The organism is Variovorax paradoxus (assembly GCF_009498455.1).
In the GTDB taxonomy this organism is placed as follows: Bacteria; Pseudomonadota; Gammaproteobacteria; order Burkholderiales; family Burkholderiaceae_C; genus Variovorax; species Variovorax paradoxus_H.
Map to the genome: position 1 here is coordinate 4181372 of NZ_CP045644.1, position 17562 is coordinate 4198933.

Consider the following 17562-nt stretch of genomic DNA (forward strand, 5'->3'; position numbering starts at 1 on the left):
TCGATCGGTTTCACACGACCATAGATAGTTCCGGCAACGGCCAGCGTTGTCCAAGAAGCCCTAAGTGAATCAATCACTTAGGGCTTTTTTGTTTCCGCTTGCGTCCAGGGTTGTATGCTTAAAGCCAGCGGGTTTTGCTGGTATGAGCGCTGGTATCGGCCGATCGAGCTGATGGTATCTACCGTGCGGGCCCGTCATGAAGGCGCTCAATGGCACTCTCCGACACCGCCGTTCGCAAGGCGAAGCCCGAGGCAAAACCCTACAACCTCGCCGACGCGGCTGGCCTCTATCTCCAGGTCACTCCCGCCGGCGGCAAGCTCTGGCGCTGGAACTACCGGCATGAGGGCAAGCAGAAGACCATGGCATTCGGCAGCTACCCCGACGTGCCACTCGCTGACGCACGAGAAGCACACCAGACGGCCCGCAAGCTGAAGGCGACAGGTGTTGACCCGATGGCGCAGCGAAAGACTGAGAAGGTGGCCAGTCGCATTGCCGCGGAGAACTCGTTCAAGTCGGTTGCCGAGCAGTGGCAGGCCCAGTGGAAGCCCACAAAGAGCGAGCGGCATGCGCTCAGCGTCTGGCGCCGGCTGGAGATCGACGTGTTCCCGGCCATCGGCAGCCGGCCTGTGTCTGAGGTCAAGCCGGCCGAACTGGTTGCGATGCTCAAGAAGATCGCCGAGCGCGGCGCGCTCGACATCGCAAAGCGCTGCCTCCAGATGTCCGGCCAGGTATTCCGCTACGCCGTGGCGCACGGGCTCGCGGAACGTAACCCCGTCGCTGACATCAAGCCCAGCGACGTGCTGCCGTCGCGAAAGACGAAGAACTTCGCGCGCGTGGGCGCCGACGAACTGCCCGACCTGCTGCGCAAGATCGAGGGCTACGGCGGAGCCGCCATCACACGCCTGGCCGTGAAGCTGCTGGCGTATACCTTCGTGCGCACCGGTGAGCTGATCGGCGCGAGCTGGGATGAGTTCGATCTCGACGGCGCCGTGTGGCGCATTCCGAAAGAGCGGATGAAGATGGAGACGCCCCACATCGTGCCGCTGTCGAAGCAAGCGGTGGAGGTGCTGCGCACCTTGCACCTCATCACTGGCCACGGCGTTCTGCTGTTCCCAGGTGAGCGCGATCACGAGAAGCCGATGAGCAACAACACGATCCTGGGTGCGTTGAAGCGCATGGGCTACGCCGGGCAGATGACCGGGCACGGGTTCCGCGGCGTGGCGTCGACCGAGTTGCACGAGATGGGTTTCGAGGATGCGCACATCGAGGTGCAGCTCTCGCATCTGAAGCGTAATCGCGTTGCTGGCGCCTACGACCACTCGAAGTACCTCAAGCCGCGCGCCGCGATGATGCAGGCGTGGGCCGATCACCTCGACCAGCTTCGTCAAGGGGCAAAGATTCTGGCGTTCAAGGCCGCGTAGTTGGCGTCATGGTGTGCCCGCAGACATAGAGGGATGCGGATCGCACTGCGCCGGAAGTGTGAACAAAACGTCACATGTCGGTCATGCGCGGCGGCTAGTCTCGCCAGCACGCTCACCGTGGCCGCGCGGCGGACGGCCGCTTCCCAAACTCTTCCTGTTGTTGATCCTCCGTCACATGACACGTACTCCCGCATCGGGCGGTGCCCTGACACTGTCCTGGTGCCTTGTCATGGCGCTGGTGATGTGCGCCGCCCACGCGGCAGCAGCCGACGACATGGCGACCGACGCGGTGCCTTTGCATTTCGATCTGCCGGCGCAGCCGCTGGCGCGCTCCCTTGCCGTCTTCGGCCACCTCACAGGCCACTCGGTGCTCGTCACCAGCCGCCTCACCGATGGGCGCGAGGCGTCGCCTGTGCAAGGCGACTTCGCGCCGCATGAAGCACTGCAGCGCATGCTTGTCGGCACCGGGCTGGTGGCCCGCTACACCGGCGCCAGCGCGTTCACGCTCATGCCGGTACAGGCGACAACCGCGGTTCAGGACGAACGCGCGCCGGCGGGCGCCCCCACGGCAGGCAGTGCCGGTGCCTTGCAGGCCTACGCGGCCGTCCTGCAGGGTGCAGTCACCCGTGTGCTGTGCGTTGCGCAACCCGACGCCTTCGGCCGCTACCGGCTCGCGATCCAGTTGTGGATCGACGCGGCGGGTGTCGTCACCGAGGTCCGCCTGCTCGAGGGCAGTGGCGTGCCGGCGCGCGACGCCGCGGTGCTCGCCAGCCTGCGCACGCTCGGCCTGGACACGCCGCTGCCGGCCGCGCTGACGCAGCCCGTCACCCTCCTGCTGACCCCGCGTCCCGACCCGGCGCGCGACTGCCGCCCGTACCTGCGTGCGCGCGCGGCCGGTGCCGTGGGCTGAGGCGCATGTCCGAATCAATCAAGGCGTCGCTGCGCGCGTTGTTTCTCGCGCGCTATGCGCAGTTCCGCAAGCACCTGCACCACCGCCTCGGCTCGGAAGACCTCGCCAACGATGCGCTGCAGGAGGCTTACCTGCGCGTGGAGAGCTCGACCGTGCGCAGCGCCGTGCGCTATCCCTCGGCCTACCTGTTCCGCATTGCGCTGAACGTGGCGGAAGACCAGCGCAAGAGCAACGCGCGGCTGCTGAGCGTGGGTGAGATCGAAGCGCTGTACGACATGGCTGACGAGGCCGCCGACCCCGCGCGCGGCGCCGAGGCGCGCAACGAACTCGAGGCGCTCGAGCGCGCGCTGGCTGAGCTGCCGCGCCGCCGCCGCGCCATCGTGCTGGCCGCGCGAATCGACGAGATGCCGCACAAGGACATCGCGGCGCGTTACGGCGTGTCGGCGCGCACCGTCGAAAAAGAACTGCGCGCCGGTCTCGAGCATTGCTGCGAGCGGCTCGGCAGGGATTTCATCCAGCGCTTCGGTCCCGGCGCCGGAAAACAGTCTTCCCATGATGACCGCTGAAGAACCCGAAGCGACCGAGGCCATGAAGACCCTGCAACGCGAAGCGCAAGCCTGGGTGGTGCGGCTCGGCTCGCAACAGGCGACGGAGGCCGACGGTCAGGCCTTCCGGCGCTGGTGCGCGCGCAGCCGCGACCATGCGCAGGCCTTCGTGCAGGCGCGCGAGGTGTGGCAGGCCATGGCGCCGGCCGCGCAGCGCGTGCGCCAGCAGGAGGGGCGCGAGGCGGCCCGCCGCCTTCCGGTGCCCGGCCGCCGCGCCTTCCTGGGCGGTGCGGTCGCGGCATCGGTCGCCTACCTCACTGTGTCGCCGCCGCTGGCGCTGTGGCCCTCGCTCGCCGAGTGGGGCGACGACTACCGCACTGTCACCGGTGAACAGCGCGAGGTCGCCATGGGCGACGGCGTGGTGCTGCAGATGAACACGCAAACGCGTATCAACCTGCGGCGCGGCGCGGCGCCAGAGCCCGCAGGCGAGGCCATCGAGCTGGTGTCCGGCGAGGCCGAGGTGCTGGCCGGCGGTTCGACCTCGGCGCGCATCACGGTCGCGGCGGGCGCAGGCACGGTGTCGGCGACGCGCGCGCGCTTCAACATCCGCCATTTCGACGGCGAGGTCTGCGTGACCTGCCTTGCGGGACAGGTCGACGTGGCGCAAGGCACGCAGCAGGTGCGGCTCGACGAGGGCCGGCAGCTGCGCTACGGCGCTGCCGGGCTCGGCGTTGCCACGGCCGTGGACACCGCCGCTGTCATCGCATGGCGCCGCCGCCAGCTCGTGTTCGACCAGGTGCCGCTGTCACAGGTGGTGGCTGAGGTCAACCGCTACCGCCATGGCCGGCTCATCCTCACGAGCGAGGCGCTGGGCCGCAGCCGCGTGCAGGCCAGCTTTTCCATCGACCGGCTGGACGACGTGGCCCTCCTCGTGCGCGATGTGTATGGCGCCGAACTCACGCAGTTGCCCGGCGGCATCGTGCTGCTGGGCGCCGCGAACGCCTGAGGCGTGCCGAACCGCGCGTTCGTGAAGATTTCGTGACATGGTGCAGTCGCACCCGACCTTCGCTGTCATAGCTCGGTAGTCCACGAGCCGTTTCGGTTCGTGGCCCCAATCGAGCAACGAAACACGAACTCATGGAAGTCCGCATGCAACGCAGCAGCAGCCGCACGGTGTCCCGGCGTAGTCAGCCGAACGCGTCCTCTTCCTCGTCCACGGCAGTCGTGCAGGCACGGCTCACGCCACTGGTGCGCGCCATCGCGCTGCTGCTAGCCGGCGGTGCAGCGTTCGACGGCGTGCAGGCGCAGCAGGCTTTCAGCGGCGCCTGGATGGCGCAGAAGAACATGGCGCAGAGCACCGCGCTGGCCACCGGCCGCCTGCCCAACGGCATGCCCGCCGCGATGCTCGCGGGACCGCAGGCACAGCAGCAACGCGCGAACGAACAGCTGCAGCAGTCCATCGGCAATTTGAATTTGGCGGCGCGTGCCATCGCGGCGCAACAATCGGCCCAGGCCGCAGCGCGCGCGGCTGCACAGAACGATCCGTCGGTGCCCGACGGCCTTGCCGAAGGCGGCCTGAAGGTCGACACGAATGCGCTCACCGCCGGCTGGCACAACGCGCGCCCGCTCACGGCCGATTCGCAGCGGCAGGCCGCGGGCCGCACGGTGGTCATGGTCGAGCAGACGGCAGACAAGGCGATCCTCAACTGGGAGACCTTCAACGTCGGCAGGAACACCACGGTGAAGTTCGACCAGAAGGTCAACTGGGCGGTGCTCAACCGGGTGAACGATCCGAAGGCTCGGCCAAGCCAGATACAAGGCCAGATCAAGGCCGATGGCACGGTGATGGTGGTCAACCGGAACGGCATCATCTTCAGCGGCAGCAGCCAGATCGACACGCGCAACTTGGCGGCATCGGCGTTGAACATCAGCGACGCACAGTTTGGCAAGGGGCTGTTCAGCGAGGCGCAGGGGTCGGCCCATATTCCCACCTTCGCCAACGACCTCGCCATCGGTGCCAGCAGCTTCGCTCACGGCGCGGCGACTGCCGGCGTCACCGTCGAAACCGGCGCGCGCATCGCCACGCGCGCGCCGCAGTCGGTGACGGAGGGCGGCGGATATGTGCTGCTGCTGGGCCGCGAAGTGCGCAATGCCGGCGAGATTGCCACGCCCTCCGGCCAGACCGTGCTCGGCGCTGGCGATGCCTTCGTGATCCGCAAGGGCCTGGCCACCGATTCGAATCAGGCCTCCACCACGCGCGGCAACGTCGTGAGCTCGTTGCGCAACAGCGGCAGCGGGGCCGGAGATGTCCTCAACAGCGGCTTGGTGCAGGCGACGACCGGCGACATCACCCTGGTCGGGAAGAACCTGCGCCAGGAAGGCGCGCTGGTCGCCACCACCTCGGTACACACGCGTGGCACGGTCCACCTGCTGGCGGACCGGGCCGATGCCGCGAGCCAGGTGACGATGGGCGAGGGCAGCCTGACGGCGGTGGTGCTCGATGCGTCCGCGACCACCGCGCTCGACGTGCAGCGCGAGACGCTGGTCCAGGCTTCCGAGAGACCCGGAGACGGCGTGTCTCACCGGCGCGACCAGTCGCTGGTCCGGATCGACAGCGGGAGCAGCGTCGACTTCAACGCCGGCTCGTTGACGCTTGCCACGGGCGGCCAGGTGCTGGTGGATGCCCCCCGCCGCAGCACCGTGCACGCGGGCGCCGCCATCGACGTTGCGGGCGCGGTCGGCGTCGTCGTCGCGATGGAGGCCAACAACGTGCAGGTCAATGTGCAGGGCAACGAGCAGCGCGATGCGCCCGGCAACCGCGACTCGAAGCGGCTGAACAACAGCAACCTCTGGCTAGACCGGCGCGACCTGGTCCGAGTGGCCGCCGGCACGAACGGCTACGAGACCGACCGCTGGTACACGGCGGGCGGCCTGCTCGAGGTGGGCGGCTACCTCGGCGTGACCGGACACGGCATCGCCGAATGGTCGGCGCTGGGGGGCACCGTGCAGTTCGGCGGCAGCGAGCTCGTCACACGGCCGGGCTCGTCCATCAATGTGTCCGGCGGAACGCTCGACGTGCAGACCGGTTATATCCACCAGTCGTGGCTCGTGGGAACCGACGGCCGGCTCTACAACGCCTCGCGTGCACCGGGCGACCTGCTCTACAGCGGCGTCTACAAGGGCTTCCGGACCGAGCATGTGCGCTGGGGCAACGCAGCTGAAGAATCGTTCTACAGCCCACTGATCGGGCCGATGCGGCGGCTGGAGAACGGCTACACCGTCGGCCGCGACGCGGGCAGGCTCGTGGTCGCCACGCAGGCGGCGGTGCTCGAGGGCGACGTCGAAGGCACGACCTTCCAGGGCGAGCGCCAGACGCGCGGCCGCGATGCGGACATGGACGGCTACCAGCAGGCGCAGACGGCGGTCGCCCGCGGCGCGCGGCTTGTGCTCGGCAGCCTCACGCCGATCTACGACAAGCAGACAGGCCGCCTGCGCGACAGCCCCGCTGCGATCGTGAACGAGGTCCTGATCGGCGACATGCCCGACGGCGCCATGCCCGACAGTGGGCGCATCGTGCTCGACGCCGGCTGGCTCAACGGGCTCGGGCTGGGTGCATTGGAGGTTTATGCGCGCGGTGCCGTGATGGTGCAAAAGGGCGTCGAGGTGGCCACGGGCGGCGACATCGCTCTGCATGCGACGCAGGTCCGCGTCGATGCCGATCTCACCGCACGCAGCGGCTCCATCGCCCTGGGCAACCTGTTCGTCCGCCGCTCCGAAGCGGCCGGCGGCGCGTGGCTCGAAGAGCCCGTCAGCCTCACGGTGCCGACCGGGCGAGCCCTGGAGACGGTGGTGGCTGACGGCGTGAGGCTGGACGTGCGGGGCGTGTGGAGCAACCTGCAGCAGGACCCCGCCGGCTCCGGCGGGCTGCCCTTCATCGACGGCGGCAAGGTGGCGATCCGCGGCAGCGGCAACGTGGCCATCGGAAAGGACAGCCTGATCGATGTGTCTTCCGGCGCGGCCTTGATGGCGGACGGCTCGCTGCGGGGCGGCCGCGGCGGGGACGTCGACCTGGCCGCCGGGCAACACAGCGGCACCGGCGTGCTTTCGCTGGACGGTGCGTTGCGCGGACATGGCGTCGAGGGTGGCGGTCAGCTCCATATCGCCCATGGCACGCTGGTCAGCATCGGCGGCAGGCTGCCGCAGGCCGTCGAGCAGTTGCAGGCCGGCCAGGCCACCACGCTGCCGCTGCGGCTGGCCAACGACTACGTCGTCGGCGCGGGCCAGGTCATCCCGATGAACTTCTCGGTCACGGTGTCGCGCCTGTTGCCGGGCCAGCCCTTGCTGACCGGCACGCAGCCCCTGGTCCAGTCCGGCAACCCCGTGACCCTGCAGGCGCCGTGGCTGGTGCCGGTGACCGTGGTCACTGCGGGCGGCCAGCAGGTCCACGCCGGCGCGACCCTTCCCGCCGGCACGGTGCTGACCACCATCGGCAGGCTCGATGCGGGCTACGTGCTGCCGGCCAGCGTCTTCCCCGACGGCCTCCCGATCACGCCCTCCACGCGCAGCTACCAGGCTGGCAGCATCGCGGCCGCGCCGGTGGTCGTGCCGGCGGGCATGCGCATTCCGGTCGGCACCTTCTGGCCCGAAGCGGTGGCGGTGCAGCCTTCGCTGGCGCTGGGCACTGGCCTGTTCCAGAGTGGCTTCCGCCACTACGCGGTCGAGGGCCAGGACGGACTGGTTGTCGTCGACGGCGCGCAGCTCTCGGTCGCCATGCCGGTGCTGCGCGCGGACCCTGCGCTGGCGCGCGGGCTTGCCAGCGGCGAAGACCCGTCGCTCGCGCTGCAGGCGTGGTTGCCGCCGCTGCTGCAGAACGATCCGGCAAAGGCGCGGATGCGCCTGCGCGAAGGCGCCAGCCTCTCGCTGGTGGCGGGCTCGCGGCTGTCCGAGGGCGACGCGCACGTCGGCGCGGGCGCGCGCATCACCGTTGATCCGGGCGAGGCCATCACGCTGACCGGCAATGCGCAGATCACCATCGAGGGCGAACTGCGGGCGCACGGCGGACGCATCTCCGTATTGCCGGGCACCTTCGGCACGGGCTCGTCGCAGGGCGCCCCCAGCGCGCGCTCGCTCTGGATCGGCGAGCAGGCGGTGCTCGACGTTTCCGGCCAGGCATACGTCGGTGTGGACGCGAAGGGTCGGCGCCATGGGCAGGTGCTCGATGGCGGCGTCATCGAAATCGGCGGCAGGCACGACCTGGCGGCGCAGATCTTCGATGCGATCGACAGCTTTGTCGTGGTGCGCAAGGGCGCGCGGCTGGATGCCTCCGGTGCGTCCGCCACGCTCGACCTGCCGGGCCTGGGCGAGGTCTTCCTGCCCAGCGACGGCGGCGCGATCTCGCTGAGTTCGGGCAACGGACTCTACATCGACGGCGCGCTGCGCGCCGCAGCGGGCGGGGCAGGCGCATCCGGCGGCAGCCTGGCGCTCAACTTGGAGACGCCGGTCTATCTCGGCGTCGAACGCAACAGCCTTCTGGGCGATGCCGTCAGCGACGAGGTGCGCGTGCCGCGCGAGCTGGTGCTGGGGCAGACCCATGCGGGCAGCGGCCTGCGCGCCGACCTGAAAGCGGGTGCTGCCGATGCGGGCCTGGCCTACGGCAAGGCGCGCTACGGCGTGGATGCGGTGCATGCCGGCGGCTTCGACACGCTGTCGCTGTTCGCCAACGGACTGCTTGGCTTCGATGGCAACGTCGAGCTGCAGATGGGCAACGCGCTGTACCTCACCGCGAGTGCGCTCGGGCTGAGCCAGTCGGCGCCCCGCGACAGCCGGGTGCACCTGTCGGCACCGTACCTGCGGCTGGCTGGCAGCACGGCCCGCCAAGGGGACGGCACCCTGATGCCCAATCCGGTGTTCGGCTCAAGGAACGTCAGCGCGGGCAGCGGCACGCTGGGGGTGCCGCTGGTCGCCGAGGGCGCGGGGCTGCTGCTCGAGGGCGGCCTGATCGATGTGGTGGGCGAGTTCGGCATGGGTGCGCGCGGCGAGATCGTGCACAACAGCGGCACGCCCCTGAAGGTCGAGCGCGATGCCTTCGGCGACGTGCAACTGCGCAGCCGCGGCGACCTGCGCCTGCGCGGCGCGGCCCTGTTCTCGCCGGGCGACATGGTGTTGGCGGCGCGCCAGATCCACGGCAGCGGCACGGTGGTGGTGGGCCAGCGAACCGCCTTCGACACCTGGGGCAACGCCAGCATCGCGCTCGACCCGGCACGCAGCCTGGACATCGAACGCGTCGGCGAGGTGCTGCCGCCGATGCCGTACAGCGTGTTCGGCGAGATGGCTTTCTTCGCCGCCACAGTCAACCAGGGCGGCGTGCTGCGCGCGCCCCTGGGCAGCATCACGCTGGGGCGGGCCGACGGCAGCGGCTACACCGGGCAGGTCAACCTGCTGCCGGGCAGTGTCACGTCGGTCAGTGCCAATGGCCTGACCATGCCCTACGGCGGCACAGTCGACGGGCTGAGCTACTACTACGACGGCGCGGATGTGGACTACCGCGGCGTCGGCCTCGAGCCGAAGGTCCTGTTCAACGCGCACGCCGTCGATGTGCGCGGCGGCGCGGTGATCGACCTGTCCGGCGGCGGCGAGCTGACCGGCGCGGCCTTCCTGAGCGGGCGCGGCGGCTCCACCGATGCACGCCTGCATCCGCTGATGCAGCGGTCGGGCGACGGCCGCGGCTTCGTGCTGCCGGGCCTGGCCACCAACCCGGTGTACGCCATCGTGCCCGGCGCGCAGGCGGGGCAGGCGCCCGTCGCCCCCGAGAAGGGCGCGGGCGATCCGGCGATCGGCCGGCAGATCACCATCGGCGCGGGTGTACCGGGCCTGCCCGCAGGCACCTACACGCTGCTGCCCTCGACCTATGCGCTGTTGCCGGGCGCCTTCCGCGTCGAGCTCAACGGCTTGGCCGCGAGTGTCAGCGCCTTCGGCACCGGCAGTGCAATGCGCAACGGCTCATGGAGCACGTCGGCGCGCCTGGGCATGGCCCAGTCGGGCGTGCAGGACGTGCTGCCCACGCAGGTGGTGCTCACGCCGGCCGGCACTCTGCGCAGCTACTCGCAGTACAACGAGACCAGCTACGCCGGCTTCGCGACCGCCGTGGCCGCGCGCGACGGGGTGCCGCGCCCGGTGCTGGAACGCGATGCAAAGGCCGTTCACTTCAATTTCCTGTCGCCCGACCAGGCTGGCGCGCTCGGCGCGGCGCCTGCGCTGCGCTTCGATGGCGCGCTGCGCGGCAACGCCGCAGGCGGCGGCCATGGGGCGACCGCGGTGGTCCGCAACGCATCGCGCTACGAGCTGCTCGCCGACGGGGCCGCGCCCACGAGCGGCTTCGATGGCGTGTCGGTGCATGCGAGCAGCCTGAATGCGCTCGGCGCTTCGCGGCTGGTCATCGGCGGTGAGCTCAGGTCCGTCTACACCGACTCGCAGACCGGATCGCACCAGTCGGCGAACATCATCAGCGTGGCTGGCGCGAACACCGGCGGCATCGTGCTGCGCGCGGGCGCAGAGCTGAAGGCGGCCGAGGTGTTCCTGCTGACCGGCCGCGTCGATGGCGGCATCGTGCTGGAGCAGGGCGCCGCCATCAACACGCTGGGCCGGGGTGCCGCGTCGTACGACGCCGGCCAGGGCTATGCCTACGACCCGGGGCGCAGTTCGATGCTCGCCGTCTCCAACGGCGTGCTCCACATGCTGGCGCCGTCGGCCGCAGATGCGCAGGGCAACGGCGCGGGTTCGATCGAGATCGGCAACTGCGCCGTGGCGGCGGGCTGCAGCGGCGTCACGCGGCTGTATTCCGAAGGCACGATCACGGCGGCAACGGACAACCGCTTCGTGCTCGGCGATGCGGTGCGCTACGGCACGCGCAACCTCGTGCTCGCCGTGGGCAGCATCAACGCTGGCACCGCGCCAGCGCTGAGCGACGCCGCCGCGCGCGGCGTGCTGAAGGCGGGCCTGACGCTCAACCAGGACGTGCTCGGCCGACTGCTGCTCGGTGACACCAGCGTGGGCGCGCCGGCCCTGGAGAACCTGGTGCTGACCGCGCGCGATTCGGTCAACTTCTTCGGCAACGTGACGCTGTCCACCATCGACCCCGCCACCGGCCGCTCCGCGCTGGAGCGCCTGGTGCTCGGCACGCCGGCCATCTACGGCAGCGGCAGCGCGGGCGACACCGCGCGCATCCACACCGACACGCTGGTCTGGACCGGCACGATCAATCCGGCGGGCGCCGTCGTGGCGGGCGGCGCGGGCACCGGCAGCGGGCAGCTCACGGTCGATGCGCGCGAAATCGAGTTCGGCTTCGGCCCCGGCATCCGCGTGGATTCGGTGCGCTCGCACGACCGGCTGGCGTTGGGTTTCGCGTCGGTGAACTTGAACGCGGCCGAGCGCATCACGGCCAACCACAAGGGCACGCTGTCGGTCCATGCGGCGCAAGGTGCGTGGAACGACGCCACCAAGGCCTTCGACCGCAGCGGCGGCAACCTGAACATCAGCACGCCGCTGTTGACCGGCCGGGCAGGCTCCGTCAACAGGCTCTCGGCCGGCGGCGACATCCGCGTGGGCAGGCCTGCCGGTGCTGCGGCGCCGACCGAAAGCGCCACGCCGGCTGGCGCGCTGGGCGCCGAACTGGCGCTGGACAGCCTGGCCGGCCGCCTGGTGCTCGACACCGCCGTGCTGCTGCCCAGCGGCAAGCTGGGCCTCGGCGCGCAGGGCAACGTGCAGCTTGGCGACGGCGCGCAAATCGACCTGGCCGGCCGTCGCATCGGCTTCTTCGACACCGCCCGCTACAGCTGGGGCGGCGACGTCGCGATCGAGAGCCGGGGCGGCGACATCGCGCAGTCCGCGGGCTCCCGCATCGACCTGTCGGCACGGAACAACCGGGCCGGCAAGCTCACGGCCATCGCGCTCGGCCAGGGCGCGGGCACCGTGGCGCTGGCCGGCACGCTCGAAGGCGCGAGCAGCGGCCACTACGACGCCGGCGGCACCGAGGTGCCTTTCGCTGCCGGTGCCATCGAGGTGCGCGCGCAGCACATCGCCGATTTCTCCGGGCTCAACCGGCGCCTCACCGACGGCGGTGTCGTCGGGCGCCGCAGCTTCCAGCTGAAGCAAGGCGATTTGGCCATCGGAAGCGAGATCAAGGCGCGCGAAGTCAACGTATCGGTCGACAGGGGCCATCTCACGGTCCACGGCACCATCGACGCCAGCGGCGAACAGGTCGGCAGCATCCGCCTGGCGGGCCGGCAGGGTGTGACGTTCACGGGTTCGGCCGTGCTAGACGCCCATGCCAGCGTGCAGCGTGTCGACAGCTATGGCCAGACCATCGACGCACCGAACCGGGCGGTCATCGAGGTCGACTCGGGCGACGGGCGCCTCACGCTCGCAAGCGGTGTGCGCATGGACCTGCGCGTGGCCGGTGCCAGTCGCCACCAGGGAACGGTCGTGCTCAACGCACCGCGCCTGGGCGGCGCGCGCGGCAACGACGTCGACATCGACGCGGCCGGAACCATCGCCATCGACGGCGCCAAGGCCATCGTCGTCAATGCCTTCATCACTGACGACAGTGCCCCGGCCGGCACTGACGCCACGGCCGACGGCCGCACCTACCAGCGGATCGACCAGGCTTGGCTGGACGCTCGTCATGCCGACAGCGTGGCGTTCATCGGCAATGCGCTGGACAACGCCAGCCTGATGAACGGCAAGCTCGCGGGCCTGCGCGGCTACACGTCGCAGTTCCGCCTGCGTCCGGGGCTCGAGGTTGCCAGCCATGCGGCCAACACCGATGGCGATCTGCACATCGACGGCGACATCGACCTGTCGAGATACCGCTACGCCAGCGTGAACCCCGCCACGCAGATGACGGATGCGTACGGATCGGGCGAGGCCGGCGCGCTGGTGGTGCGCGCGGCGGGCAACCTCGAGGTGTTCGGCAGCATCAGCGACGGTTTCGACGGTTCGCGCCTGCACGCCACCGCCGACGACAACGGCTGGGTCCTGCTCAAGGGCCGACAGCCCTGGGGCGCCGATGTAGTCGTGCCGCACGGCGGGCTGGTCACGCTCGCGCGGGACACCTTCTTCCCGTCTGGCAAGGTCCTGAACTACGACCTGCCGATGCAGGCGATGAGCCTGGCCGCGAACACGCTGCTGCCGGTCGCCGCCACCTTGAGCGAGCCGCTGAGCCTGGCGGCTGGCACGGTGTTGTCGGGCCCGGTGTCCGATGCCGCGGGCAACCTGCTGCATGCGGCGGGCACGGTGCTGGCGCAAGGGACCACGCTGCCCGAGGGCGCCCGGCTGGGTGCGGGCGTGCGCCTGCCGGTGGGCGCGAAGGTCGCCGCCATGACCTGGCCGCGCGGCGTGGCGCTGCCGTTCCCGATCGGCGCGGTCAACGACACGACCGATGCATGGAGCACACCCAATGGCGTGCAGCTTGCGCAGGACCTGACGCTGCGCAAAGGCTCGCTCGTCCCCAGCGAGACGGTGGTCAGGCTGCCCGGCGGCGCCGAGATGGTGGACCTGCGCCCGCGCGAAGCCGACGGCATGCAGGGCCGCAACTGGGCGGTGGCCCCGATGCTGCCTTCGGGCTCGCAGTCGTGGGACATCACGCTGGTCGGCGGCGCCGAAACGGGGGCTGCCGACCGGTTGGCGACGGCCCGCGGTACGAAGGGCGGCGTGCGGGTGTCCGACCTGCACTACGGCATGGGCCAGGACGAGGTGCCCGTGCCGGGGACCGGCACGCCAGCCACGTACCGGTGGGCGGCCGATGCGGATGTTGCGATGTGGGAGACGTGGGGGCTGCCGCCGGGGACCCTGGTGCCGGGCGGCACGATTACGCCAGAGGCCCTGCAGACACTGTTCGATTTCGGCTTCATATCCGCGTCACCGCTGGAGCTGAACGACTGGGGTCTGGGCAACACGGTGGCCGTGGAGAGCCCCGGCACGCCGCCCGACACCACCCGGGTTTCGCGTCCCGTGCGCGAGGAGCTCTTCAGCGTGCTGCGCACCGGAACGGGCGACCTGCGTGTCGTCTCGGGCGCCGACATCCTCACCACCTCGCTCTACGGCGTCTACACCGCGGGCACGCCGTCGGCGTCCCTGGCGCCAGCGGGCCAGCCCGATCGCCATGACCTGGGCCGCAGCGTCGGCCACGACGGCACGCTGCTGGGTCCGAAGGGCAGGTCTTTCGCACCGCTGGTGGACGGCGGCGGTCAGAGCCTCTATGCGGCCTGGTACCCCGAAGCCGGGGGCAACCTGCTGCTGCGCGCGCAGGGCGAGGTGATGGGCGACAGCATCGGCCGGCGCGGGGAACGACAGCGCGAGGAAGGCTTCGGCTACCCGGTGGCGCCGCTCACCGGCAGCGCGTCGGTCGGCACCTGGCTGTGGCGCCAGGGCACCGGCCGCGTGGAGACCGGCCCCGAGGCCGTGCCCACCGCGTGGTGGATCAATTTCGGCACTTACGTGCCGTCGTTCGTGGAAGACGGCAACGCCTACAGTCCGATGCCGCGCCTCGTCGGCTTCACCGGCTTCGGAACGCTGGGCGGCGGCAACCTGGTGCTGGAAGCCGGCGGCGATGCGGGCATGCTCACCGGCCGCGGCGATTGGGGTGCGGTCTTCGTCAACCGCAGCCAGGGCCTGAACCTGGCGGTGGCCGGCACCGGGCGCATGGCGTCGGATGGCAGCTTGGTGCTCACGGGCGGCGGTGACCTCGACGTTCGCATCGGCGGTGGGCTCAATGCCGATCCAGCGCTGCGCAGTTTCAGCGGACGCAGTTCCGGCGAGAGTGCCAACACCGCCTATCTGCGCGACACGCACCGAGTCGACCTCAACGGCATGCTCGTCAACCTGCGCGGTGCGCTGCGGCTGGAGGCAGGCAGCGTCGGCGGCGTCGAGCTGCTCTATGGTCGGCAGGACAGCAAGGAGTCGCGCGCCTATGGCCTGGCCACGGCCAGCTCCGCCACCGCCAGCGGTGGGCCGGTGCTGGTGCCCGGCGATGCCGGGGTGCGGATCGATGCGCGCGGCGACCTGGTGATCGCCAACGTGGTCGATCCCGGCCGCGTGCCCCAGTTCAGCGGCGGCACGCCCTTCCATGCGGACGGTGCGCAGCACGACGGCGGCGGCTTCAGCTGGTTCTCGCTGTGGACGCCGTCCACGGCCGTGGACCTGCTGTCTGCGGGCGGCCATCTGGCGCCCACCCTGGCATGGCTGAGCAATGGGCAGGGCGATGCCACGGCGACCGACGGCGCGAACCTGTACCCGTCGATCTTCCGTGCGGCGGCCGCCAGCGGCAGCCTCTACTACGGCTACAAGCCCGCCAACGAGGACACCACCATCACGCGGCAGCACGTGGTGCTGGCGCCATCCCCGGTGGATCCGCACTTCAAGGCGACCGGCACCGGCCAGCTCGAGCTGCTGGCCGCCGGTTCCATCTATGCAGGCGGCTTCGGCTTCTCGATGTCGGGCGCGGACCCGACCGCGTTGCCCAGCCCGTTCAACCCCGGTTTCGTGGGGGACGCGGAAACCATCTGGTACGGCCCGCGCAAGGTGCACAACGTGAGCAGCGCCGCCCTCGCGCCGGCGGTGCTGCTGAACACGGGTCCCATGGGCGGCGGCGGCGGAGCGGGCACGTATCCGCTGTTCTCGTTCACACCGCCGACGGCTTCCGGCCATGTGCACGTGGGGCAGCCGCCGGCGCGCTACTACGCGGCGCAAGGCGACATCATCGGTCTTCGTACCGGATCGATCATCCACCGGGGCAACAACACCGGCCAGCTCGGCAGCTACGCGAGCTGGTACGACGGCGGCGGGCCGGTGGCGATCCGTGCGGGGCGCGACATCGTCAATGCCGGCACCACGCTGGGGAGCTACGACAACCTGGGCAGCGTCTATCGCTTCGAGCCGGGCGCGCTGGGCTGGCTCACGATGGAGAACCTAGGTGATCTCGGTGCCCCGCAGAAACCTGTAGCCGTGCCGGGCGGAACGGGCCGCGGCAACCTGATCGTGCACAACAGCCTGGACGACGTGTCGGTCGTCGAAGCGGGTCGCGACATTCTCACCAGTACCTTCTACGTCGCGGGCCCGGGCCTGCTGGACCTCAGTGCCGGGCGTAATGTCTACATGGCCGACAAGGCCGAGCTGCGCAGCATCGGCCCGGTGGCCAGCGCGGTGCCCGGCGACCGAGGCAGTGGCGCCGGCATCGCGGTCATGGCGGGCGTCGGATCGCACGGACCCGCTTGGCGCGCATTCGCCGAGCGCTACCTGGATCCGGCCAACCAGGCCGATCCGGCGGTGGCCTTCGCCGACCAGCCGGGCAAGGCGCTCGAGATCTACAGCGGCAGCCTGCACCTGGTCAAGTGGCTGAGCGAGCGCTTCGGCGGCGCCAACGGCTTGGGGCTGCATTTCGATGCCGCGACCATGGACGCGCGCGCCTTCTTCACCGCGCTGCCACCGGCGCAGCAGAACGTGTTCCTGCGCGACATCTACTACGCCGAACTCAAGGCCGCCGGCCGCGAGTACAACGACGCGGACGGCAAGCGCTCGGGCAGCTACCTGCGCGGGCGCGAAGCCATCGCCACGCTGTTCCCGGCGCAGGATGCCGAAGGCAGCGCCTTGCGCTACGAGGGCGACCTCACGATGTTCAGCAGCGCGCTGTACTACAGGCAGTACGTCGACAGCCCCGCCACCCGCCGGCCCGAGCGCGGCCTGACATACATCCGCGAGGACGAGTGGGTGGCGCGCGGCAGCCCGGGCTACGACGTGCCGTTCTACAAGGTGCTCGACGCCGGCATGCACACCGACTTCGGCGGCGACATCAGCCTGATGGTGCCGGGCGGCCGCGCGCTGGTTGGGGTGGACGGCGGCTTCACTCCGGGCGAAGGCTCGGGCCTGCTCACGCAGGGCGCGGGCGACATCCGGATCTACACGCAAGGTAGCCTGCTGCTGGGCCAGAGCCGCATCTTCACCACCTTCGGCGGGCACATCCTGGCGTGGTCGGCCGAAGGCGACATCAACGCCGGGCGGGGCAGCAAGACCACCGTCGTCTACACGCCGCAGCGGCGTGCCTACGACAGCATCGGCAACGTGTCCCTGTCGCCGACCACGCCGAACACCGGCGCCGGCATCGCCACGCTCAACCCGATCCCGGAAGTGCCGCCCGGTGACATCGACCTGATCGCGCCGTTGGGCACCATCGATGCAGGCGAGGCGGGCATCCGCGTCTCGGGCAATGTCAACTTGGCGGCGCTCCAGGTGGTCAACGCCGAGAACATCCAGGTGCAGGGCGAGTCGGTGGGCATCCCGGTGGTCGCCGCCGTCAATGTGGGAGCGTTGACCAATGCCAGCGCGGCGGCCTCGCAGGCTGCCACAGCGGCGCAGGACGCCGTGCAGCGCGACCGCGCGGCCCAGCGCCAAGCGCTGCCGTCGGTGTTCACCGTGCGCGTGCTCGGCTTCGGCAACGAACCCGCGGGCGGCGAGGCCGGTGGCGGCGGTGCCGGACCCGAGCGCAGCGGCGCGGCCTACGACCCCAAGGGTGTGGTGCAGGTGCTCGGCGCGGGCACGCTCACGACCGCGCAGATGCAGTCGCTCACGCCGGGCGAGCAGCGGGGGCTGAAACGCTGAGCCGCTGACTGTCGTGTGCATCGTGTGCATGCTCGCT

General features: G+C 70.4%; 5 protein-coding genes. All 5 read left to right on the forward strand.

What is annotated here, in order from left to right; genetic code table 11:
• The first annotated feature begins 209 nt into the window (after positions 1-209).
• The 5 genes from GFK26_RS19370 (at position 210) to GFK26_RS19390 (ending at position 17525) form a co-directional block, all read left to right on the forward strand.
• The gene (locus tag GFK26_RS19370) at positions 210-1421 is read left to right on the forward strand and encodes a tyrosine-type recombinase/integrase (protein ID WP_153283401.1); all 1212 of its coding nucleotides are present in this window, start codon (positions 210-212) and stop codon (positions 1419-1421) included.
• A 175-nt stretch (positions 1422-1596) separates the two neighbouring features.
• The gene (locus tag GFK26_RS19375) at positions 1597-2331 is read left to right on the forward strand and encodes a hypothetical protein (RefSeq protein ID WP_153283402.1); all 735 of its coding nucleotides are present in this window, start codon (positions 1597-1599) and stop codon (positions 2329-2331) included.
• A 5-nt stretch (positions 2332-2336) separates the two neighbouring features.
• On the forward strand, positions 2337-2897 hold the full coding sequence (locus GFK26_RS19380; protein WP_153283403.1) for an RNA polymerase sigma factor: 561 nt from the start codon (positions 2337-2339) through the stop codon (positions 2895-2897).
• Positions 2884-3882 (forward strand): FecR family protein, encoded by a 999-nt coding sequence (locus GFK26_RS19385; protein ID WP_153283404.1) that lies wholly within the window; start codon positions 2884-2886, stop codon positions 3880-3882. Before GFK26_RS19380 ends, GFK26_RS19385 begins: the two co-directional genes overlap by 14 nt.
• Before the next feature lie 143 nt (positions 3883-4025).
• Positions 4026-17525, forward strand: a complete 13500-nt coding sequence (locus tag GFK26_RS19390) for a filamentous haemagglutinin family protein (RefSeq protein ID WP_194273910.1) — start codon at positions 4026-4028, stop codon at positions 17523-17525.
• Positions 17526-17562: the final 37 nt, after the last annotated feature.